The 21,900-nt window shown below is 67.7% G+C and carries 22 protein-coding genes and 1 pseudogene; 2 read left to right on the forward strand and 21 right to left on the reverse strand.

Annotated features, from left to right (window positions below; all coding sequences use genetic code 11):
* Positions 1-110 precede the first annotated feature (110 nt).
* Complete coding sequence (locus MF609_RS14085; protein ID WP_242416923.1) at positions 111-1,343, forward strand: phospholipid carrier-dependent glycosyltransferase; 1,233 nt, start codon at positions 111-113, stop codon at positions 1,341-1,343.
* Between the two features lie 170 nt (positions 1,344-1,513).
* On the opposite strand, the gene MF609_RS14090 is transcribed toward MF609_RS14085, so the two are convergent.
* From MF609_RS14090 to MF609_RS14110, 5 genes are all read right to left on the reverse strand, one after another.
* Positions 1,514-2,626, reverse strand: coding sequence for a glycosyltransferase family 2 protein (locus tag MF609_RS14090; RefSeq protein WP_419723105.1), 1,113 nt, complete (start codon positions 2,624-2,626; stop codon positions 1,514-1,516).
* A 160-nt stretch (positions 2,627-2,786) separates the two neighbouring features.
* The gene (gene leuB, locus MF609_RS14095) at positions 2,787-3,830 is read right to left on the reverse strand and encodes a 3-isopropylmalate dehydrogenase (RefSeq protein ID WP_242417082.1); all 1,044 of its coding nucleotides are present in this window, start codon (positions 3,828-3,830) and stop codon (positions 2,787-2,789) included.
* A gap of 62 nt (positions 3,831-3,892) precedes the next feature.
* Positions 3,893-4,624, reverse strand: coding sequence for a DNA repair protein RecO (gene recO, locus MF609_RS14100; protein WP_242416924.1), 732 nt, complete (start codon positions 4,622-4,624; stop codon positions 3,893-3,895).
* 755 nt (positions 4,625-5,379) lie between these two features.
* Positions 5,380-6,294: a GNAT family N-acetyltransferase gene (locus tag MF609_RS14105; protein ID WP_242416925.1), complete on the reverse strand. Its 915-nt coding sequence runs from the start codon at positions 6,292-6,294 to the stop codon at positions 5,380-5,382.
* On the reverse strand, positions 6,291-7,247 hold the full coding sequence (locus tag MF609_RS14110; protein WP_242416926.1) for a polysaccharide deacetylase family protein: 957 nt from the start codon (positions 7,245-7,247) through the stop codon (positions 6,291-6,293). The genes MF609_RS14105 and MF609_RS14110 overlap by 4 nt, the downstream gene beginning before the upstream one ends.
* Positions 7,248-7,481: 234 nt before the next feature.
* On the opposite strand from MF609_RS14110, the gene MF609_RS14115 reads away from it, so the two are divergent.
* Entirely contained in the window at positions 7,482-7,652 is a 171-nt protein-coding gene (locus tag MF609_RS14115; RefSeq protein ID WP_242416927.1) for a hypothetical protein, read from the forward strand.
* 90 nt (positions 7,653-7,742) lie between these two features.
* Here MF609_RS14115 and MF609_RS14120 read toward each other — a convergent pair whose 3' ends face one another.
* The 16 genes and pseudogenes from MF609_RS14120 to MF609_RS14195 all read right to left on the reverse strand — a co-directional run bounded on the left by MF609_RS14120 (position 7,743) and on the right by MF609_RS14195 (position 21,858).
* Positions 7,743-7,940, reverse strand: coding sequence for a type II toxin-antitoxin system CcdA family antitoxin (locus MF609_RS14120; RefSeq protein ID WP_242416928.1), 198 nt, complete (start codon positions 7,938-7,940; stop codon positions 7,743-7,745).
* Positions 7,918-9,849 (reverse strand): excinuclease ABC subunit UvrC, encoded by a 1,932-nt coding sequence (gene uvrC, locus MF609_RS14125; protein ID WP_242416929.1) that lies wholly within the window; start codon positions 9,847-9,849, stop codon positions 7,918-7,920. Before uvrC ends, MF609_RS14120 begins: the two co-directional genes overlap by 23 nt.
* A gap of 39 nt (positions 9,850-9,888) precedes the next feature.
* Complete coding sequence (locus tag MF609_RS14130) at positions 9,889-10,980, reverse strand: GGDEF domain-containing protein (protein WP_242416930.1); 1,092 nt, start codon at positions 10,978-10,980, stop codon at positions 9,889-9,891.
* 50 nt (positions 10,981-11,030) lie between these two features.
* The gene (locus MF609_RS14135; RefSeq protein ID WP_242416931.1) at positions 11,031-12,020 is read right to left on the reverse strand and encodes an oxidoreductase; all 990 of its coding nucleotides are present in this window, start codon (positions 12,018-12,020) and stop codon (positions 11,031-11,033) included.
* A 1-nt stretch (position 12,021) separates the two neighbouring features.
* Positions 12,022-12,321 (reverse strand): hypothetical protein, encoded by a 300-nt coding sequence (locus MF609_RS14140; protein ID WP_242416933.1) that lies wholly within the window; start codon positions 12,319-12,321, stop codon positions 12,022-12,024.
* A gap of 237 nt (positions 12,322-12,558) precedes the next feature.
* Positions 12,559-13,502 (reverse strand): annotated as a pseudogene (locus MF609_RS14145) (alpha/beta hydrolase).
* Positions 13,503-13,616: 114 nt separating this feature from the next.
* Positions 13,617-14,456: a DUF4349 domain-containing protein gene (locus tag MF609_RS14150; protein WP_242416934.1), complete on the reverse strand. Its 840-nt coding sequence runs from the start codon at positions 14,454-14,456 to the stop codon at positions 13,617-13,619.
* Between the two features lie 108 nt (positions 14,457-14,564).
* Positions 14,565-14,885: a DMT family transporter gene (locus MF609_RS14155; RefSeq protein WP_242416935.1), complete on the reverse strand. Its 321-nt coding sequence runs from the start codon at positions 14,883-14,885 to the stop codon at positions 14,565-14,567.
* A 132-nt stretch (positions 14,886-15,017) separates the two neighbouring features.
* Entirely contained in the window at positions 15,018-15,647 is a 630-nt protein-coding gene (locus tag MF609_RS14160) for a F0F1 ATP synthase subunit B family protein (protein WP_242416936.1), read from the reverse strand.
* Positions 15,640-16,131, reverse strand: coding sequence for a F0F1 ATP synthase subunit B family protein (locus MF609_RS14165; protein WP_242416937.1), 492 nt, complete (start codon positions 16,129-16,131; stop codon positions 15,640-15,642). Before MF609_RS14165 ends, MF609_RS14160 begins: the two co-directional genes overlap by 8 nt.
* A gap of 115 nt (positions 16,132-16,246) precedes the next feature.
* Positions 16,247-16,474, reverse strand: coding sequence for a F0F1 ATP synthase subunit C (locus MF609_RS14170; RefSeq protein WP_055759731.1), 228 nt, complete (start codon positions 16,472-16,474; stop codon positions 16,247-16,249).
* Positions 16,475-16,515: 41 nt separating this feature from the next.
* Complete coding sequence (locus MF609_RS14175; protein ID WP_242416938.1) at positions 16,516-17,301, reverse strand: F0F1 ATP synthase subunit A; 786 nt, start codon at positions 17,299-17,301, stop codon at positions 16,516-16,518.
* Positions 17,302-17,339: 38 nt separating this feature from the next.
* Positions 17,340-17,660, reverse strand: a complete 321-nt coding sequence (locus MF609_RS14180; protein ID WP_242416939.1) for an AtpZ/AtpI family protein — start codon at positions 17,658-17,660, stop codon at positions 17,340-17,342.
* A gap of 492 nt (positions 17,661-18,152) precedes the next feature.
* Positions 18,153-18,536, reverse strand: a complete 384-nt coding sequence (locus tag MF609_RS14185) for a YdbL family probable chaperone protein (protein WP_242416940.1) — start codon at positions 18,534-18,536, stop codon at positions 18,153-18,155.
* A 2-nt stretch (positions 18,537-18,538) separates the two neighbouring features.
* The gene (locus MF609_RS14190) at positions 18,539-18,733 is read right to left on the reverse strand and encodes a YnbE family lipoprotein (RefSeq protein WP_055789857.1); all 195 of its coding nucleotides are present in this window, start codon (positions 18,731-18,733) and stop codon (positions 18,539-18,541) included.
* Positions 18,730-21,858 (reverse strand): intermembrane phospholipid transport YdbH family protein, encoded by a 3,129-nt coding sequence (locus tag MF609_RS14195; RefSeq protein ID WP_242416941.1) that lies wholly within the window; start codon positions 21,856-21,858, stop codon positions 18,730-18,732. Before MF609_RS14195 ends, MF609_RS14190 begins: the two co-directional genes overlap by 4 nt.
* Between the last annotated feature and the right edge of the window lie 42 nt (positions 21,859-21,900).

Genomic DNA, 21,900 nt, shown 5'->3' on the forward strand with positions numbered 1-21,900 from the left:
GGCTCGGTCCAATACGGACGGATTGTGGCAAGTCATGGGCGATCGGTTCGCGAAATCCTTCCCGACACGGGAAGGATTGCACCGTCGCCACGTTCCGCTACACCCCGCCCATGCTCTCCCGCCTGCGCGATCGCCCGTGGACCACCGCCCTGCTGATCGCCGTCGCGGCGCAATTGCTGTTCCTGTGGGGGCTGGGCCGACCGGGCAAGCTGTCGTTCGACGAGGTGCATTACGTCCCCGCCGCACGGACGTTGCTGGCGCTCGCCTATCCGGCGAATACCGAGCATCCGCTGGTCGCCAAGATGTTCATCGCCGCCGGCATCGCGCTGTTCGGCGACGATCCGTGGGGGTGGCGGATCTTCGGCACGCTCGCCGGGACCGCGACGGTGCTGGGGGTGTTCGCCTGCCTGCAACTGCTGTTTCGGCGGGTGCAGGTGGCGGCGTTCGGCGCGGTGCTGGCGATGCTGAACCAGACGCTGCTGATCGAGGCGCGCACCGCCATGCTGGAGGTGTATCTGGGCGCGTTCACCACGCTGGCCATCGCCGCATTGCTCTGGTCGATGCGCGGGCGGCCAGCGCGCAGGCTGGCGCTGGCGGCCATGTTGTTCGGGCTGGCGGTCGGGGTCAAATGGGCGGCGATCCCCTATGTCGCGGGGGCCGGGCTGTTGCTCGTCTGGGGCAAGAGCGACGGGCGCGATTACTGGCCGGGGCTGCCGCTGTTCCCGGCGCTGGCGCTGTTCGGGGTGGTGAGCATCGCCACCTATTTCGCGACCTTCGCGCCGGCCTTCTTCTATGCGCAGGACCCGCTGACGCTGGCGCGGCTGGTCCCGTTCCAGCTGGAAATGTATCAGCGGCAGACGCAGATTCTCGCCCCCCACCCCTATCAGTCGAGCTGGTGGAGCTGGCCGCTGCTGATCCGGCCGATCTGGTATTTCTACGAACCCGACAATGGCGTGCAGCGGGGCGTATTGCTGCTCGGGAATCCGGCGGTGATGTGGGGCGGGCTGGTCGCGGTCGCCGCGTGCCTGTGGGCCGGATGGCGGCGCAGGTCGCGGGCGTTGCTGGGGGTCGCGCTGCTGTGGATCGGGTCGCTGGCGGTATGGGCGGTGATCCCCAAGTCGCTCGGCTTCTATTATTATTATCACCTGTCGAGCATCTGGCTGTGCCTCGCGCTGGCGGCGGCATTCCATGCGTGGGCGAAGGGCCGGTTCGCGCGGGCGCACGAATGGTTCCTGCTGCCGGTGCTGATGCTGTTCGTCTATTTCTATCCGATCATCTCCGCCGCGCCGCTGTCGGGGCCGCAGGCGTTCAACCGGTGGATGTGGTTCGACAGCTGGCGGTAGAAGGAATCGGGTTCGCGCGAAGGCGCGGAGGCGCGAAGAGGTTTCGATCGGGAAACGTCCCCTTCCCACTGATAACGGTTAACAGCCGCTGGCGCGGCAAACGCGACCGTTCTGCGTCTCTGCGTCTCTGCGCGAAATCTGTGTTGCTGCTTGGCGCCGTCGCGTAAAAACTAGGCCGAGCGCTTCCGCCCGTAGCGCCCCCACGTAAACCGCGACGACAGCGCGAAATTCCACACCGCGCCCACCGCGATGCCGGCCAGCGCGGGCAACGCCCATGCTCCCCCGCGCACGTCGTAGAGGAACGCCGCCACACCGACATTGGCGACCGCACCGACCGAACAGACGGCGCAGAACGACACCCAGCCATCGACCAGCGCCCGTGCCCCCCGCAGCCGCCGGTCGCGATAGGTCAGCAGGTTGTTGAGGAAGAAGTTGAACGTCATCGCCGCCACCGTCGCGACGATCGTCGCCGCGATGAAGTTCACGCCGAGTTCGAGCCACAGCGCCAGTGCCGCGAGGTGGACGATCGCCCCCGCCGCGCCGATCGCCGAAAACATGACGAAGCGCACCGGCACCACGCGCCCGAACATCCGGTCGTACAACGCGATCAGATATTCGAGCGCGACGACATGGTCGAGCTTGCTCTCCCCCACGGCACGGGTGCGGAAGACATAGGGCAGTTCGACGAAGTGCAGCGGCCGGGGCGCGGCGGTCAGGATGTCGAGCAGGATCTTGAACCCGATCCCCGACAGGCGCGGCACGACGCGGCGCACGACTTCGCCGCGGATCATGAAGAAGCCGCTCATCGGGTCGGACAGATCGGCCTTCAGCACGCGGCGCGACAGGCGGGTGGCGAGCGCCGACTTGGCGACGCGGTCGGCGTCCCACGCCCCCGTCCCGCCGCCCGCGACGAAGCGCGAACCGATCACCAGGTCGAGCGCGGGATCGGCGATCAGCGCCGCCGCCATGCGCGGCAACAGCGTCTCGTCATGCTGCAAATCGCCGTCGATCACCGCGACCAGCGGCGCGGCGGTGGCGCACATCCCCTCGATACAGGCGGTCGACAGGCCGCGCCGGCCGATGCGCTGGATCACGCGGACGCGCGGATCGTGGCGGGCGATATCTCGCGCGACGTCGGCGGTACCGTCGGGGCTGTCGTCGTCGACGAAGATCGCCTCCCACGCGATGCCCTGCAAGGCGGCGTCGAGCGCGGCGACGAGCAGCGGCACGTTGCCGCGTTCGTTAAACACGGGAATGACGATGGCGAGGTCGAGGGGGGTCATCAGGCGATACGTACCGCGGCCGGGTGGCGTGCGCACCTGCGGACCACCGACCAAACCGTACCCCGGCGAAGGCCGGGGTCCAGTTGGGCGACGCTCGCTTTGAAACACGATCGTTCCGTAACTGGACCCCGGCCTTCGCCGGGGTACGGCGGTGCCAATGTCACAGCGCCGCCAGCACCGCGTTCGTCATGTCCTGCGTCGTCGCACTGCCCCCCAGGTCGGGCGTGCGATGCCCGGCGACCAGCGCGGCGGTAACTGCCGCCTCGATCCGGTCGGCCGCTTCGGCCATGTCCAGCGAATGGCGCAGCAGCATCGCCGCCGACAGGATTGTCGCCAGCGGGTTCGCCTTGCCTTGTCCCGCAATATCGGGCGCCGAACCATGGATCGGTTCGTACAGGCCCTTCTTGTCCTGATTGATCGCCGCCGACGGCAGCATCCCGATGGAGCCGGCGCACATGCTCGCCTGATCCGACAGGATATCGCCGAACAGGTTGCCGGTGACGATCACGTCGAACTGGCCGGGATTGCGCACCAGCTGCATGGCTGCATTGTCGACATACATATGGGTGAGCTGGACGTCGGGATACTCCTTTGCCACCTCGATCACCACGTCGCGCCACAGCTGCGAGGTTTCGAGCACGTTCGCCTTGTCGACCGAACACAGGCGGTGGTTGCGGGTGCGCGCGGTGTCGAACGCGACGCGGGCGATGCGCGCGACCTCCGCCTCGTCATAGCGCATCAGGTCGTGGCCTTCGCGCAGGCCGTCCGCCGTCGTGCCGCGGCCCTTTTCGCCGAAATAGACGTCGCCGGTCAGCTCGCGCACGATCACCATGTCGATCGCGGCGGCGACTTCGGGACGGAGCGCCGAGGCGTCCTCAAGGCCCGCGAACAGCTTGGCCGGGCGCAGATTGGCGAACAGGCCCAATGCCTTGCGCAGGCCGAGGATCGCCTGTTCGGGGCGATGTTCGCGCGCGACATTGTCGAATTCGGGATCGCCGACCGCGCCGAACAGGACGGCATCGGCACGCTTCGCCAGGTCGAGCGTCGCGGGCGGGAGCGGATGGCCATGGGCGCGATAGGCAGCACCACCGACCGGTGCTTCCTCGAACGTCAGGCCGAGATCGAGCTTCTCCAGCACTTGGCGTGCCGCCGCCACCACTTCCGGTCCGATCCCGTCGCCGGGCAGTATCGCGATCAAAGCCATCATATCATCCATGGTTCACGCACGAAGATTGCGTGGGCACGCCTCTGCCCACTCCGGCGCGCTCACGCAACCGTCCTTTTCAACCGCTCGACCAGCCGGGTACGCGCCGCCAGCACGTCCTGCCCCTTCAGCCCCAGCAGGTCGCGCGACAGGAAATGGCCCGACAGGGCGAGGCCGTCGAATGCCGCCGTCCACTCGGCCCGGCCCCCTTCGATCAGGAAGGCAGGCAGCGGCAGCAGGCGGTGTTCGAGGCCGGTCGCTGCCCCGCGCGACACCGCGCCGCCGCTCTTGGGGCTGACATGGGTCAGGTCGTCGGTGACGCCGGTCGCGACGCATTCGTCGAGCGAGAGGCCGAAGCCCAGTTCGGACAGGATCAGCAATTCGGTCCGCACCAGCGCCCCCACCCAGTCGCGCGCACCCGGCGCGGCGGCGATGGCCGAGAACAACCCGTCCAGCGCGGCATGGATGCGGGGATAGGGCTGCGCTTCGGGCAGGGCATAGGCGGTGAGCGCACACATCCAGTCGATCGCGGCGGCGGCGAGCGGTTCCGCGAACAGTGGCGCGCGGCTTTCGATCAGTTCGACGGTCAGCGCCGCCAGCTGCGTATCGGTCCGCGCCCGCCAGTCGCCGCGGATCAGGTTGCCGGGTTGCAGGACCGGCCGGATCGCCCGGCTCCGCCCCCCGCGGACATAGCCGGGCTGGACCCCGGCCTGTTCGGTCAGCGCCCGCACCACCGCGCCATGTTCGCCGTGCGCGCGCGCGGACAGGAGGATGGCGGGGGCGTTGAGGTGCATCGGGCGGGTTTAGCAGGGTTCGTTCGGGGGGCGAAACTGACGGATGGCAGCGGTTCGAACGCTATTCTAAACAGGTCGGCATGCCTCCCCTTTCTTTCTACAAAAGATCGAACGGTTGCCGAGCCCCCGCCGCGAATTACCTGCGCGGGCGAGTTTGCATCGGGGAGCTGGAAGAAGATTTCTGTTCAAGCACCGCGAACTCGAGCCGCGACCGATACGAGCAGAACTGGCGCGAGGCTGCCCGATTGCTGGTACACAAACGCCAGCCAGTGCTGTTTTATACCGATGTAACGGCAAAAGCGTCATCGACATATCATGCCGTACCCTATGGTCGCGACATATTGCTCTTTGATCTTATCATTCGTGGCGCTCGCCGTCCGGTCAGCCAAGCGCGTTATCGACAGACTCTCCTGCGCGAACGGCATGCGGTATCGTGCTGGGCCGCCCCGATTACCTCGTTCGAAGCTTTGGCCGTTTCGAAATAGGCTCGATCGTCCACCCCCATCGTCATTCCCGCGAAGGCGGGAATCCATATGCACCAGCGTGCGCGATCGATCCTCGAGCGCAGCGCGTATGGATCCCCGCCTGCGCGGGGATGACGGCGGAGAAAGGCGCCTACTTTCCTACATCAGCGGAAGCGTGCCATCGTCCCTGCGGCTCTTTCCATCGTTCAATCCATTCCGGTGTCACAGGGCACAAAGCGACTAGTGCGCAAATGGCGTGCGAGTGTGAACTTCGTGAACTTTGGGCCTTGGCTACCCCCGCCGCACCCGCGCCACCAAGGGTCCGACGACCGGCCAGTCGCGTGCCTTCTTCACCCGCTCGACCCCGCCATCGAACGCCCGCAGTGCCTTCACCGTCGCGCGGTTACCCACCGTTCCGCGCAGCAGCAGCAGGTCGGCGCAGGCCGTGCCGCCGGTGGCGAACTGCCGCTTGTGCTGGCCCTCGCCCTCCGTAAAGTCGAAGCGCAGCGCCGCCGGTTCGTCGAACAGGGTGCGGAACGCCGCCATGTGCAGCACGCTGCCGGGCGACCATTCGCTCCAGCTGGGGTCGTGGCCGACATAGTCGTAGCGGACGTCGCCCGCCGTCATCGGGCAATAGAGATAGGCGATGGGCGTGCCGCCGACGAACAGCAGCCAGCCGAACGCCTCGCCCCGCGCGCCCTTCCCCTGCATCGCCGCGCGGAACTGAATATCGTTGGGCAGGCCCGCGCCGAGCAGCCTTTCCTGATAAGTCCGCTCCGCCACCCGGCGGGCGATGCCGTGGAACTCGGCCAGTTCCTGCGCGGTGCGATAGGTGCGGACGTCGAGCGCGCCTTCGTTCGCTTCGGCCAGCTTCTTCGCCTTGCGCTTCAGGCCGGAGCGTGCATTGCCCGACAGGCCGGCGAACCATGCGTCGAACCCGATGGTCAGGTCGGTGTGATAGCGGGTGTAGCGTTGCCGGACGAAGGCGAAGCCGCTGTCCGGGCGCACCCTGTCCAGCAACGGTTCGGGCAGCGAGGTGACCGACCAGCCATCGCCGCCGGGCGGCAGCGGTGGCAGGACCGGCACCTCCCCCGACAGCACGTCGCGCAACTCCAGCGGCACGCGCACCAGCCGGCGGCGGATCGAAAAGAGCGTGCGCGCGCCGATCTGGAACTTGATCGGCCAGGGTTGGGCGGCGGTCGTCACGCCGCACGCTCCTCGACCCAGTTCGACCACAGCTGTTCGACCTGTCGCCGCCGCGTGCGCCACGCGCTGGCGGGCAGCGGTCGGTCGTCCTGCCCCAGCCGCAGCGCGGGACGGTCGCCAAAATGGGTCGTGGGCAGCGCGTCGGCGCGCGCGGCCAGCGTGCGGCACAATGCCTCGAACCGGCGGACATGGACGCCGTTGGCGCGCGTACCCTGTCGGTTGGCGAGTTCGAAGCCGTGGCTGACGATGGTCACCGCGGCATGGTCGTGCCGGGCGGCATGATCGAGCGCCGCGCGCATCTCCGCTGCAGATAATGCGCAAATCTGGAAATGCCGCCGCCCGCCGCCGGGCATGGCGATGGTCGTTACCGGCAGCTCGACCAGCCCGCGATGCGCTACGGGCGCGATCAGGTCCGACGACAGCGACAGCGCGCTGGGCCATGGATGGTGCGCGCCGTTATGGCTGCTGTCATAGGCGAAGCCCAACGCGGCCAGCGCGTCGATGGTGGTGTCGTTGGCGCTGTAGCTGCCGGCGCGGAATGCAACCGGATCGGGCGCGCCGGCTTCACGCAGCAGGTCGCGTGCCTCGCCCAGCAGGTCCTGCTGCTCCTGCCGCGACAGGTCGACCAGTTCGAACGCACCATGCGCCCGCCCCCGGTCGCCGACCGCCGCGCCGACCCAATTGGGGTGGAGATGGAGCTGCGCCTCCTGCCCCGCAGCCAGGATCGCCTCCACAGTCGGGGCGATCGCGGCCATGCCGTAGAGGCGCGCGGGGAGCGGATCGACGAAGAAGCACGCCTTCAGCCCATGCGCACGCAACCGCTCCAGCTGCCACGTCACCCCGACCCCGGCGGGTTCGAGCGAGCGGGCGACGACCGTCGATGCGGGCAGGTCGGCCGCATGGTGCCGCCACATCAATTCGGTGTCGATCGTCAGGAATACCGGCGTTGCCATGAAAGCGTCCTGCACGGTTCGAGGTAAATATCCCATAAATCGATTAGGACGATGCCGATCTATTAGTACAGGGCGTACCAAGCAACGTTAACCATCCTATCGGCCCATATGCCCGGATTGTTACTTTCCCGTACCGAAAACGACGCGAATTTCGCGCAAAATAGGGGATCGACAGCGGGAACAGGACCGACCAACACGTCGTTCAGCGGCGTAACTTTATTACCGGAGGGCTGGATGATCGACGACATCGACCGCACCGACGCCATATTTCTCGTCGCACGCCATGGCCGCGACGCCCCGGACATCGCCGGGTCGAAGAGCGTCCGCGCCTGCAACCGCGGGGACGCGGGCGAGGCCCGGCGCTGGCAGGCGATCCGCAGCTTCATCCAGCGGAGTATCGGCTAAGCGCCGCAAGGACGTTGCTCCAACGGACGCCGGAGCTTCCGTGCCGGGGAAAATCCGTCTTCCGCTCGGTTGACGTTCGGGGCGCTCGATCTATTCCGGGGTCCCGGCCCAGTCGTTCCATTCGGCGATCGCCGCTGCCGTTTCCGCCCGCAGCGTCGCCTGTGCCGCTTCGTCGATCGCATGGATGAGCGCCGCGTGGCAGGTCGCGGTGATATCGATCCCCGCCGCCCGCGCCCGCGCCGCCAGCGCGGGATCGAGCGCGATGCTATCGGGCGTGGAAGAAGTCATAGACACCCTGTGCCATGGTCTTGCTGACCCCCGGCGCCTTTTGCAGGTCCTCCAGGCTGGCATTGCGCACCGCGCGGGCGGTGCCGAAATGCATCAGCAGCGCCTTCTTTCGCGCCGGGCCGATGCCGGGCACGTCGTCGAGCGGGCTGGCACCGATCGCCTTGGACCGTTTGTCGCGATGCGCCCCGATCACGAAGCGATGGACCTCGTCGCGCAGCCTTTGCAGATAGAACAGCACCGGTGAATTGACCGGCAACGTCAGTTCGCGCCCGTCCATCAGGTGGAACACCTCGCGTCCGTCGCGGCCGTGATGCGGCCCCTTCGCGACGCCGACCATGCAGACATCCTCGATGCCGAGGTCCTCCAGCACCGCCTTGGCCGCGCTCAACTGCCCCTTGCCGCCATCGATCAGGACAAGGTCGGGCCAGCCATTGCCGTCGCGGTCGGTTTCGCGATCCGGATTCTCCTCCTGCGCGCGGGCGAAGCGGCGCGTCAGCACCTCCTTCATCATCGCGAAGTCGTCGTTGGTCTGCGCCTGCTTGATGTTGAACTTGCGATACTGGCCCTTGCGGAACCCTTCCGGCCCGGCGACGACCATCGCGCCCAGCGCATTGGTGCCCTGGATATGGCTGTTGTCGTACACCTCGATCCGGTCGGGCGGCCCTTCCAGCTCGAACAGCTCGGCGACCTCGCGCAGCAGCTTGGCTTGGGTGGTGGACTCCGCATTGCGTCGTTCCAGCGCCTCCTCCGCATTGCGCTTCGCCTGGTCGAGCAGGCGGCGGCGCACGCCGCGTTGCGGCACCGACAGCGCGACCTTGAACCCGGCACGTTCGGCCATCGCCTCGGCCAGCACCGGTGCTTCGGTCAGGTCGCGGTCGACGAACACGTTGCGCGGCGGCGGTACCTCTTCATAGAATTGCATGAGGAAGGCAGACAGCACCTCCTCCTCCGGCACGTCGTTGGTGTGCGCCGGGAAGAAGCTGCGATGGCCCCAATTCTGGCCACCGCGAATGAAGAAGGCCTGGATGCCGATCGTCCCCTCGCGACACGCCATGGCGAAGATATCGGCATCGCCGACGCCGTCCGCGTTGATCGCCTGCGACCCCTGGATGAAGGTCAGCGCCTTCAGCCGGTCGCGCAGCACGGCGGCCAGTTCGAAGTCCATCGCCTCCGCCGCCGCCTGCATCTGGGTGCCGAGCTTCGCCTGTACCTTGGTCGATTTGCCGGCCAGGAAGTCCTTCGCGTCGGCAATCAGCTCGGCATAGGCGGCCTGATCGATCCGCCCGACGCACGGGGCCGAGCAACGCTTGATCTGGTACAGCAGGCACGGCCGGTCGCGCGTCTTGAAGAAGCCGTCGGTGCAGGAGCGGAGCAGGAACAGTTTCTGCAACGCGTTCAGCGTCTGCGTCACCGATCCGGCGCTGGCGAAGGGGCCGTAATAATTGCCCTTCGCCCGCCGCGCGCCGCGATGCTTCTGAATGCGCGGGAATTCATGGTCGGCCCGCAGCAGGATGAACGGGAACGACTTATCGTCGCGCAGCAGCACGTTGTAGGGCGGGCGATAGCGTTTGATGAGCTGCGCTTCGAGCAGCAGCGCCTCCGCCTCGTTATTGGTCGTGACGATCGTCATCGACCGGGTCTGCGCGACCATGCGCTGCAGCCGCTTGGTCAGGCGCGACACCTGCGTATAGTTCGCCACGCGGTTCTTGAGCGCGCGCGCCTTGCCGACATAGAGCACCTCGCCGCGCGCATCCTGCATCCGGTACACCCCCGGCCGCGCCGGCAGCGTCGCCAGCACGTTGCGGATCGCGGCGACGCCGGCGTCGATATCCGGCGCGTCCGATCCGCGCACGGTGAAGCTGGCTTTGTCCTCATGGAAGCGATTGGGAGCGTTGGGCGTTTCCGACATCGCCGCCGATTTAGGGAGTCCGCCCGGCGAGCGCCAGCGTCATGCCGCCGCGGAGGTGCGGCCATCGTCCTTCGCGCGGTACATCAACAGGTCGGCGCGCTGGATCACCTCGTCGATCGAGCGGTCGCCGGCCTCGATCCGGGCTGCGCCGACGCTCAGCGTCCATGGCGGCAGCCCCGCCTCGCCCCGACCGGCGCGGAGACGAAGCCGTTCGGCGGCGGATGCCGGATCGTCGGCATCGGTTACGACCAGAAACTCGTCGCCACCCAGCCGCGCGACGAAATCGCTACCGACGCCGCGTTGCAGGGCGGTCGCGATCGCCACCAGCACCGCGTCACCGACCGCATGGCCATGGCAGTCGTTGATCGCCTTGAACCGGTCGACATCGATCAGCAACGCGACCCGGCCCGGCACCAGCAGCTTGGCCGCGCCCGCCGCCAGCGCCGCGCGGTTCCACAGGCCGGTCAGCGGATCGCGCAACGCCATATCCCGCAGCTCCCGCTGCGCGCGCGCCGTCGGAATCCACAGCAGCGCCAGATTGGCCGCACCGAACAACAGCTGGTCGGCGAGATAGGGAATCGCCTCCAGCAGCTGCACCAGTTGCTGCGTCGCCAGCGCGCTGATCGCGACCGTGAGATAGACCGGGGCGTAGAGCGACAGCAGGCAGCCGGCGAGGCGACGCGGCCGGGCGGTGCCGTCGGTCGCGCGATTGCGGATCAGCGGCAGGGCAAGCGCGAAGGAACTGATCGCCATCGTCGCCGACCAGACCGCCGCCGCGATCGCGCCCGTACCGATCACCGTCAGCACGGCGCTGGGCACGATCGCGGTTATCCCCACCACGACCCACATCCATGGCACGAAGGCTGGTTGCCCGTCGAAGCGCCGGACGCCCGCCAGCACCAGCGCCATCGAAAAGCTGAGAACGGCGTCGGTCAGCACCAGCATCCACAGCGGGAGCGGCTCCCCGATCAACCCCGTCAGGATGAGCGAGGCGCAATAGCTGAACGCCCCCCAGCCCCAATAGCGGTACCACGCCCCTCCCGCGCCCATGGCGAAGAACACCACGGTATAGGCCGCGCTGCACAGGATGCTGCACTGGCGCAGCGTCGCCACGTCGGGAAGCTCGAACATCTGGGACCATGATTACCGGACGAGCGTTAACGGCCGGTCACCAGCATTGCCTACCCCGCCCGGGCCGCCTCGATGATGCGCAGGCCGCGCACCGCGTCGACCGGATCGACCGGCACTGTGCCCTCGCCCCGGATCGCGTCGCGCATCGCCCGGTAAAAGCCGCGCCAGTCGCCAGCCTCCGACCGGACCGGGCGGGCGTTGCCCTCCGCATCGGTCAGCGTACCCCACAGACCATCGGGTTCGATGCCATAGCCGCTGTCGGTCGGCATCCCCCCGGCGCGCAGCACCGCTTCCTGCGGATCGATGCCATATTTGACGAAGCTGCCCCTGGTACCGTGCAGGGCGAAGCGCGGACGTGGCGCTGCGACCAGCGAGGCCGAACCGATCGTCACGCGGCGGGCACCATAGCGCAGGACGACCTCGAAATAATCGTCGACGCCGGCGCCGTCGCGCTGGGTGGTGACGTCGCCCGCGACCGCATCGGGCATGCCGAACAGCCGGATCGCCTGATCGATCATGTGCGGCCCCAGATCGTTCAGCAGCCCGCTGCCCGGACCGCCCTCCTCACGCCAGCCGGGCTTGATCGCCGGGCGGAACCGGTCCCAGCGCAGCTCGGCCAGCTGCACCTCGCCCAGCGCATCGTCGCGCAGCAGGCGTTCGGCGGTCAGGAAATCGCTGTCCCAGCGGCGATTGTGGAACACGCTGAGCAGCCGGCCTGCGCCCCGCGCCAGATGCACCAGCGCGACCGCATCGGCGTCGTCGGTGGCGAGCGGCTTGTCGACGACGACATGTCGCCCGGCGGCGAGCGCCGCCTGTGCCAGTGGGGCGTGGCTGTCATTGGGGGTGGCGATAACGATCAGGTCGAGGCCGTCGTCGTCGATCAGCGCCATCGGGTCGGCATGGCGCACCGCGCCCGGGAAGCGATCCGTCTGGCGCGAGGTGGCGATCGCCGCCAGCTCAATTCCCTCCACGCACGCGATTAGCGGCGCGTGGAACGACGCGCCGGCCAGGCCGAACCCGATCAGGCCGACGCGCACCATGTCAATTGAGCTTCGCGAGTTCGGCGGCGACCTTCGCGATGTCCGCGTCGGTGATCTTGCCCTGTGCATAGGGCTGGACCTGCTTCAGGCTCATCCCCTTGAACATCGGATAGGATTCATGCGCCATCATCCCCGGGAACTGCGCGTCGAGGATCGCCTTGCCCTTCGGGTTCGCCGCGATGGCCTCGATGCTGCTGTCGATGGTCAGCTTGGCGGCAGCGGGCGCGGCGGTCGGCGCGGTCTGTGCCGAGGCGGCAAGCGGCGTCGCCAGCAGCGCGACGGCGGTGAACAGGAACTTCATGGCAATCCCTCCAGGGGCAACGACGCCCCGACAAGGACTTAGCGCCCCGCAGCCACGCCGCCAACCCGCTGGAGACGTCCGCCCTTTTCTCGATGGCTGCTCCAAACATCGTCACCCCGGCCTTGAGCCGGGGTCCCGCTTCTTCCTTTACCGCGCAAGAAAGCGGGACCCCGGCTCAAGTCCGGGGTGACGAACGGGTGGGGGACGGAATACCGTAATCGCCATAACCGGATGCCGTCACCCGGCGCGCTTCAGCCAGCCGTGCATGTCCATCCAGCGGGCGAAGGCGTCGAACCATCCGGTGCTCGTCGTCTGCTTCGGATACATGCCGAAGCCATGGCCGCCCTGTTCATACAGGTGGAATTCGACCGGCCGCTTCGCCGCCTTCCACGATTCGATCAGGCCGAAGCCGCCGTTCGCGAAGAACGGATCGTCGGCAGCAATCGCCACGAACAGCGGCGGGGCGTCGGCCGGCACTGGTCCCATCGCGGCGAGCGGGCCGTACACGTCGCCGATGAAGGCGGGCCTGGCGGGGCCGTTCGCCAGCGTCGTTGCCATGGTCAGCATCGCGCCGGCGGAAAAACCGATCATGCCGATACGGTTCGGATCGACCTTCCACTCGCCCGCGCGCGACCGGATCAGGGCGAAAGCGGCATTGGCGTCGGCGATCTGCGGGGCGAGCGCGTTCGCGGCAGCGCCCGGCGCAGGTCGCGGACGCGGTGCGGTGCGGTGCCGGAGAACATCTCGCGCATCGACCGTTCGAACCCGGCCATGTCCGCGGGCGTCTGGTTCAGCCGATATTTCAGGACGAACGCGGCGACGCCCCGGTCCGCCAGCGCCTTCGCCACGTCCCAGCCCTCGTTCGACATCGACAGGGTGCGGAATCCCCCGCCCGGTGCGACGATCACCGCCGTGCCGGTTGCCTTGGCCGGATCGGGCAGGAACGGGGTCAGCGTCGCGTCGGTGACGTTGCGGGCGAAGCTGCTGCCATATTGCCGGTGCCACGATTCCTTCGCGGTCGCGCCTGGCAGCGTGCCGGTGTTCAGGGGAATGGAGGTCGGCTGGGCCGGGGTCGCCATCGGTTCCATCCTGTCGCTTTGCGCCAGCGCCGGCGCGGCGCTAACGGCCAGTGCCGCCCCAATCGCCCAGCCCGGCAAACGCCGTCCGTGGATTGCTCGCATACACCCTCTCCCTGTTGTTATCGGGCGAGTATTCCTGCGCTACGAACCATTGTCCAACGATTCCTGTTAGCGGTAACCTCGACCGATCCCGGATTTTCGGTCAGCGGTTCGGCATCAACCAGCGGGACGTTCGCCGCGCCGCCATGACCAGCGCCAGCCCCGCCGCCGGGCCAGTCGTCGCAGCCCGAACACCAGCAGGCCGCCCGTGACGATCCACGGCAACGCCGCGACGATGAACGTGACCATGGCCGCGACGCTGGCCGACAGCGTTGCTCCCGCCGTGGCCAAGCTGGCACGGACCGGAGAATCGCCGCCGGGCAGGTCGTTGAAGGCATAGGTGATCGTCAGCTTCGACATGGCGACACGTTGCGCCAGCGCCGCCTGTTGCGCCTTTGCCGCTTCCAGTTCCTCGTTGGTCGAGGCATAGGCGCGTTCGGCCGCGACCAGTTCGCCGACCTTGCCGTCGCCCCCACGAATGATGGCGAGCAGGCGTTCGGCAAGCGCCTGTTTGGCGCGGACCTTCGCATCGGTGTCGATGACCTGCCGGGTGACGTCCTCCGCCTCGACCTGTCGGTTCGACCGGCGCGCTCCGCCGCGTTCGGCGATCGCGTCGAACCGGCGCGTCACTGCATCGGCGCGTGTCGCATCGATCATCAGCACCGCTTCGTCGGTGACGACATGGTCGTCGGGACCGGGCGTATTGAGCGACGATCGAACGACCAGACAGCGCCCGGTCCCGAGCCGGCGGCACAGATCGAGATGTTGCCCCTGCACTTTAGCAACCGTGCTGCGATCGAACGCGTAGGTGACCGAATAAGTATAGGCGATCTGCGACCCGGCGGCGGGCGGGGGCGGCATTTCCGCCGGCGGTTCCTCGACGTCGAAGGTTTCGGTAGACTTCATCGAGCGCAGTTCGGACGGCGGCTCGCTGCATCCGGCGAGCACTATCGCCATCGCCCCCGTCCATCGCCGTCCGGTCATTGCCGCCTCCCCTGTTCGGAACGACAATGACCGGCACCCCCCGCCGCCGTCAATGCACTGGCCGATGCAGGCGTTACGGGATCAGGTCTGGGCGAACAGCTTCGTACCGACGACGCCGACGACGATCAGCACCATGAAGCCCGCCTGCACCGGTGCGATCTTCTCCCCGAACAACACCGCGCCGCCGATGATGACGCCGACCGCGCCCAGCCCGGTCCACACCGCGTAGGCGGTGCCGGCGGGAATGCCGCGCATCGCCAGCGCCAACAGCCCCATGTTCACGAACGACAGGGTGATGGGCACGGCAGAGGCCAGCACCGTCCCCTGCCCCGCCGCCCATTTCAGGCTCAATGCCCAGATGATCTCACACACGACCGCAACGGCGAGAATGGCCCATGCCATATCGCTTCTCCTGTCACGGGCTCGGGAAGATGGGCCGCGGCGTCGGAAACCCGAAAGAGACGCCAGCGGCCGGAACGCGAAACGCCGCCCGGCCGGATGGCGGGGCGGCGTCGTCGCGCGGAAGAGATCCGATCAGTTCAGGCGGCTGCCACCCAGACCCGCAATGGTCCGGTCGACCAGCGCGCGATCGGCCTCACCCGACAAATGCGTCGCGATCAGCGCGCCGGCAGCCTTGGCGGCGGCATCGGCGGCGGTCGCGCGGACCTCGGCAATGGCGGCGCGTTCGGCGGCGGCGATCTTGTCGGTCGCCATCTTGGCGCGACGCTGGGTCAGTTCGGCGGCGTCGGCTTCCGCCTTTACCAGCAGCGCCTGCGCCTCGGCTTCGGCATGGGCGACCATTTCGGCGGCCTGTGCCTCGATACCGGCGATCTTCGACGTATATTCGTCGCGCAGCGCCTCGGCTTCGGCACGCAGCGTGCGCGCTTCGTCGAGGCGGGTACGGATCGCCGCGATCTGACCGTCGAGTAGGCGACCGATCAGGGCGGGCACGCCCTTCACGACCAGCACCAGCAGGAACAGCAGCATCGCCGCGCTGACCCATGCCGTGGCGTTCAGCCCCAGCGCGGTCGGATCGGGATGGTTGGCCCCGGTCGAGCTGCCATGCGCACCCTCGACGGCTTCGGTGCCGGTCTTGGGCAGGCCCTCTTCGTGGATCGCCTCGTTCAGCGTCGGGCTGCCATGCGCGACGTTGGGATTAGCCATGGAGCACCGCCTTCACCGCGCCGTGCGCGTCCTGTTCGCTGACCCGCACGCCCGACACGCGCTCGACGATCGCCTGTGCGGCTTCGGCGGCGACCTGTTCGACCTGCGCCATCGCCGCGCCACGCTGGGCAGCGATATCGGCTTCGGCCTGCGCGACGCGGGCCTGCATGTCGGCATTGGCCGCGGCCAGCCGTTCTGCCGCCGCCGCCGCACCCTTGGCACGGGCTTCGGCCAGCAGCTTCTGCGCAGCCTCGCGGCTGGCATTTTCGCGGGCACGCCATGCCGCTTCGGTCGCATCCGCCTGCCCACGCGCCGCTTCGGCGGCGGCGAGGTCGGCGGCGATGCCCTGGTCGCGCTGGTCGACCGTGCCCTGCACCTTGGGCACCATGCCGAGGCCCACGACGAGGAACACGATGCCGAAGGTCAGCACCAGCCAGAAGACCTGCGACCCCCAGGTCGCGGCGAGCTGCTCGATTTGCGGCATGAAACGTCCCGTATTGGTCTGGTCGACCGGGCGCCATCGCCCGGCCGAAACCGGTCCGTCAGCCGGACCGGGAGTCCGGCGCGGAGGTCAGCCCCCGCGCCGGGCGTCACGCATGTTACGCGACGAAGATCAGCAGCACTGCGACGACGAACGCCAGCAGGCCGAGAAGTTCGGCGGCGGCGAAGCCGATGAACATGTTGCCCTGCTGACCGGCAGCGGCCGACGGGTTGCGCAGCGCGCCCTGCAGGAAGGCGGCGAAGACGTTGCCCACGCCGAGTGCGGCGAGGCCAGCACCGATAGCTGCGAGACCGGCGCCGAGGAACTTGATGGCGTCTGCTTCCATGTCGAAAACTCCCTTGGAAAAATCTTGTCTGTTGGTTGGGATCAGTGATGGTCGTGCAGGTGCACGGCATCGTTGATGTAGAGCGAGGTCAGCAGCGCGAAGACATAGGCCTGTACGCCGGCAACCAGCATTTCGAGGGCCGACACGCCGACCATCAGCGCGAAGCTGGGCACGCTGACCAGCACGCCGATGCCGGCACCGGTCGCGGTCGAATTGATGATGAAGCCCGCCAGCACCTTCAGCAGGATGTGGCCGGCGGTCATCGCAACGAACAGTCGCAGCGCGAGGCTGAACGGGCGGACCATGAACGACACGAACTCGATCGGCGCGACCAGCAGCAGCACCGGGATCGGCGTGCCCTTCGGCGCGAACAGGCTGAAGAAGCGCAGGCCATGCTTGAACAGGCCGACGATCAGCACGATCGAGAAGCTGGCGATGGCGAGGACGCCGGTCACGGTGAAGTGGCTGGTGACGGTGAACGGGTGCAGCCCGACCAGACCGAAGGGCAGCAGGCCGACCACGTTCGCGAACAGGATGAACATGAACAGCGAGAACACGTACGGAAGGTACTTGCGCCCTTCATGCCCGATGTTCGCGGCGAGCAGCTTGTCGATGAAGCCGGTAAAGCCCTCGACCGCCATCTGCCAGCGGCCCGGAACGACCTGCTGCTTCATGCCGCCGATCATAAACACGAACAGCGCGACCGCCGCGACGATCATCCACAACGCCGAATTGGTGAACGGCAGGACGTGATCGCCCAGGGGAATGTCGAAGATCGTCTGCACCTCGAACTGGTGCATCGGATCGATCTTGCCTGCCTGCGCCACGTCGCTTCGCCCCGATATGCCAAGGCGCCCGAGGACTGTCAGTCCGGACGCCGGTTCGAAATCCTGATGATATTCCTGAATGCACTGACAATTCCGAGGAACAGCAGCACGAGCAGGAGCCATGGCGAGGTGCCGAGCAGATAGTCGAGGGTTCCCCCGATCACCGCCCCCCCGACCATCCCGCCGATCAGTTCAGCCAGCACGCGATTGCCGAGGCGGTAGTTTTTCTCCCCCGCTTCGTCCCGCGCCTGGCCGGTCCGGATCGCCTCGTCCTTTTTCGCCTGGTTCAGCCGCGCGTCGAGCGAGGTGATCCGGGGATCTTCGGGCAAGGGGTCTAGTCCGGGCTCGTTCTCCGCCATCATCCCCTCCACGACCAGTCGGTCGGGCCGGATATGCGCCGGATGGCGAGCCCGCCAAGGCAGGCGCGCTTTAGGAAGGTGACGGTTTCGAGTCAACCATAGCGTTCGCGCAGAAACCTTTCGGGAGGATGAACGGGGGAAACGACCGAGATCGTTCTGAACACATTCGACAAGGAATGCAGACCCTGCCGAGAGAATTAGCTAAACGCATCGAGCGGCCGACACATCGGCCGCGAAGGAGGTGATTGAACTGAATAACGATACCGCAACCGTCATCATCGGCGTAATCATGCTGATGGTGGCATTCGCGACCCTGGTGCTGAAAATCATCGAGGTCGCCCGCTCCAAGTAGCGGCGGGACGGGGTCGGCCTGGCAGCCGGCCCCGCAACGTAAAGACCCCGGCCGCTGGCACGACCGGGGTCTGGAGGTGTATCCCTGAAATCAGACACCGCGTGTTTCATATAGCGCAGGATGCGCCGATTTTCAATCCCTCACACGCAGCGCGGGTCGCGCTCCGGCGGTCCGTTGCCGCGGGTTTCCCAGCTACCCCCCGGCGTCTTGTACTTCTCGCCCGGCTTGGTCTGCGCGATCAGGTTGCAACCCGACACGAACGCGAATTGCTCGACGGTCGCGCCCGACTGTGCGCCGCGGGTATAGGCGGCCTTGCGCTGGATGTTGATGTTGGCCACCAGCGCGCGCAGCTCGGCCGTGCCGCCGCCGACGACACCCAGATAGCCATCGGGCTGTTCGCCCACCTGCCCCGCCGCGCGGGCGGCCTGATAGGCGGGATCGCGCTGCGCCCATGCGGTGCCGGCGAACCCGGCGACCGCGACGAAGGCGGCTGCGGCGAGGCCGTATTTGACGTAAGCATGCATGGTCAGAAAATCCCCGGGTTATCCTGAATGAGCGTCTTCGCCTCCCCATCGAGGCGATACACCACTTCCTGCGTGATGTTGATGTTCAGGTTGATGACGATCGGCTTGTCCGGCGCGGACACGTTGACGCAGCCGCCGGCGAGGCACGCGGTGCCACCGATCATCAAGGCTCTGAACATCGTCACGCTGTCGTTCATGGCACAGTCTCGCTTTCGGAGGGCTGAATGGTGGTGTCGAGCGGCGCCGGTGGCAAGCCCTGTTCGCGGCGGCGCTGTTCGGCCTGCAGCGCGGGCAGGTTGCGTTCGATCAGCCGTTTCGGGTCGTAATAATTCTGCACCGAATCGATCAGCTGGCGGAAGGGTGCCCTGATCCGAACATTGAAGACCAGCGGCAGCTTGGCCAAGCGGCGGATCAGGAAGTTGCTGTATGTCCCCTCCCCCTGGCTGACCCCGGCAAAGCGGATCGCCGTCAGCATCTCGCCCGCCAACGGCCCGTCCAGTTCGATGGTCAGGCGGCGATAGTTCATCGATTTGAGCGCCTGGAAGGCAAGATTTCCCCAGAAGCCGACATCTTCCTTCGATACCTCGCCCACATAGGACAGGTTGCCGCCACCACGCGATTGGAGCTTGCCCCCTTCGATCCGGCCGCCATTGGCGTCGAAGATCATCGGCAGCACACCGTCGAACACGCCCGACGCGTTGAGATTGTCGAATTCGAACTGTTGCAGGAACAGCCCGCCATCGACACCGGTGACGCGGAAGGTCATGCGCCGCTCCTGATCCTCGGCAAAGTCGAGGACCGTCGGCTCCAGCACCATTTCACCGCCGCCCAGCGGCCAGCGTCCTCCTTCGATCTGGACGCGCATCCCTTCGATCAGGCGATAGCGGACCACGCCGTCGGTCACCGCGATGCCGGGATTGACCTCGGCGATCGTCGCGACCTGTCCGGGTGCGGTGACGAGACCGAGCAGGTCGGTGAAGCGGATTTCCCCCGCCAGCCCGGTGACCGGGCCGAAAGCGGCGGCGAGGTCGGTGTCGGCAGTGCGAAACGTACCGGTCGAGGTCACGCCCTCCGGACTCCACGCAATATCGCCGCGCCCGGACACCGTGCCCTTCACATCGGCCACGACGCCATAGGTCAGCCGGGTCAACTCATTAGGCTGGAACGAATCACTGAAGGTGATGCCGGGCACCGCCAGCACGGCATCCCCGCGCCCGGTGGCAAGGTCGTGGGTGATGGTCACGTCGGTGACCTTCACACCCTTGGCCGGGTGTTTCAGCGTCCCGCCGGCACGGATGTCGTTGCCGCTGAGCGTCAGCTTGAAATCGTCGCTGCGCAGCGGTTCGAATCGCGGCTGCGGATCGGCATCGCGCACGCCGACATCGCCGTCCAGCGACAGGACGCCGCCAGCCAGCCGCCAGTCGCCCGATGCTTCGCGTATCAGCAGCGGCACATTGCCAATTTGCCCCTCGCCCCGGTCGAACCTGCCCGCGACCAAGCCGTTCGCGACGCGCCCGGTAAGCCAGCCCAGGTCGAGAACGCTGATCCGGTCCGGGCTGCCCAGCCGCGTCTTCACATCGGTCAGCGCGAAGCCGAGGTCGGCAAGACCGAACCGCCCGCCCGCCGCCGCCAGCGTAACCGGGGTGCCGCCGAGCGTTCCCGTCAACCGCGTCGCGCCGATCGATACCCCGCCGCCGATTCGCCCATTTGCGAGCTGCACCATGCCCCCATTCGCCGCGCACAACCGCAGCCGCGCCGGATCGAGCGTCAGCGCCGACACGCGCAGCCGGTTGAACGCGACCGGCACGCAGCCATTATTCACCACCAGCCGCCCGCCGCCATCCCAGCGCGCATCGATCGGCAGGGCGAGCCGGTCGATCCGTCCGCCGCTGAACGGGCCGGACAGTTCGGCACGGGTCTCGATGCGGGTCGCGCCATTGCCGGCGGTACGGAAACGGACCGGGGCAAGCGCCAGCCGCGCATCGCCCGCCGCATAAGGAGCGACGGTCGCCGTGCCGATGACCGGCGATCCGGGGCCGGCATGGGACAGCCGGATGCTCGCCACAGGCAGGCCGCCGCCGCCCATCGCCAGCGTGCCGTTCAGCGTCGCGCCCTTGCCCGATACCCAGCGCACCGGCCCGTCGCGCAGGGTCGCGCGCGCGCCGCTGGCCGCGACGAAGGCCATCCGGTCGATCCGCGCGGCGAGTGGGCGGGCGGCGACCTCCGCCGACAGGTCGAACCGCTGCGCGGCCCGTGCCGCCGCGCGCGCCGCTGCCGTCGCCAGCGGTGCGACCGGGGTGCCGGCGGCGGCATCCCCCGTGCGGGCGATCTGCGCTACCATCGCCGGTGACAGTCGGGCACCCCGCGCCCCGATCCGTCCGTCGAACGCCGGCACTCCGCCGACTTCGTAGCGCCCGGCGATGGACAGCGCCTGCCCCGCACCCTGCTGCAGGACGTAATCGCCCGAATGCAGGTCGAGAATGCCGGAGGTTCGCCGCGCCCGGCCATCGAACCCGATGGTGCCGGACAACGCCGCCACCTGGGTCCGGGGTGCGACGATCCGTTCGGCCGCGACCTCGGCTCGCCCGCGCCACCGGTCGAAACCGGGCGAGAGCCTGGCGTCGGCCCGAATCACCGGCGCGACCAGCCGCACGTCGCCGCACGCCGCTGCCTGCGCCCGGATCGGACCGGTCAGCGATGGCCCGGTGGTCGCGGTCCTGAGCAACAGGTTCGCCGCCAGCCGGTCGATGCCGCAGCCATTCAGCGACAGCCGCTCGGCCACCGCCGCCAGCGTACCCGTAAAGCCGTTCGCCAGATTGCCCTTCCCGGCAAGCTTCGCGCCGACCACCCCATATGGCGTCGTCAGTCGGATGCGCCCGTCATCGACCGCAACGTCGAAATCGGGCAGCGCGAAGGGCTTGCCGGAGGGCGGCGGCAACAGCCTGTCGATCTGACCGAATGATACCGTCCCGCCGGGCCGCAAGGTCGCACGCAACCGCGCCTGTCCGACGCGGGCACCGGTGACCGTCGCACCGTTCAGCGACACATCGGTATCGATCTCCACCCAGTCGGCGATCAGGTCGGGTGCCTTGGGATCGCCCAGCACGACGTCGACCAGTCGCTGACGCCCCAGCCCGATCTGCGCGACGCGGTAGCGGGCGGACACGCCGCGCTTTTCCAGTTCGCGGCGGACCAGATTGTCGGCGATCGGCTTGCGCTGCGTCCACAACAGCCCGGCCAGCAGCAACACGATGCCGCACACGATCAGCAGCACCTGCACGAAGCGGCGGCGCTTTCGGCCATGGCGACGCGGCGATGCCACGGTCTCCACCGCCTGCTCGTCGTCACCGCCCAGACCCTCTAC

It is taken from the genome of Sphingomonas panni (assembly GCF_022664435.1).
Taxonomy (GTDB): Bacteria; Pseudomonadota; Alphaproteobacteria; order Sphingomonadales; family Sphingomonadaceae; genus Sphingomonas; species Sphingomonas panni.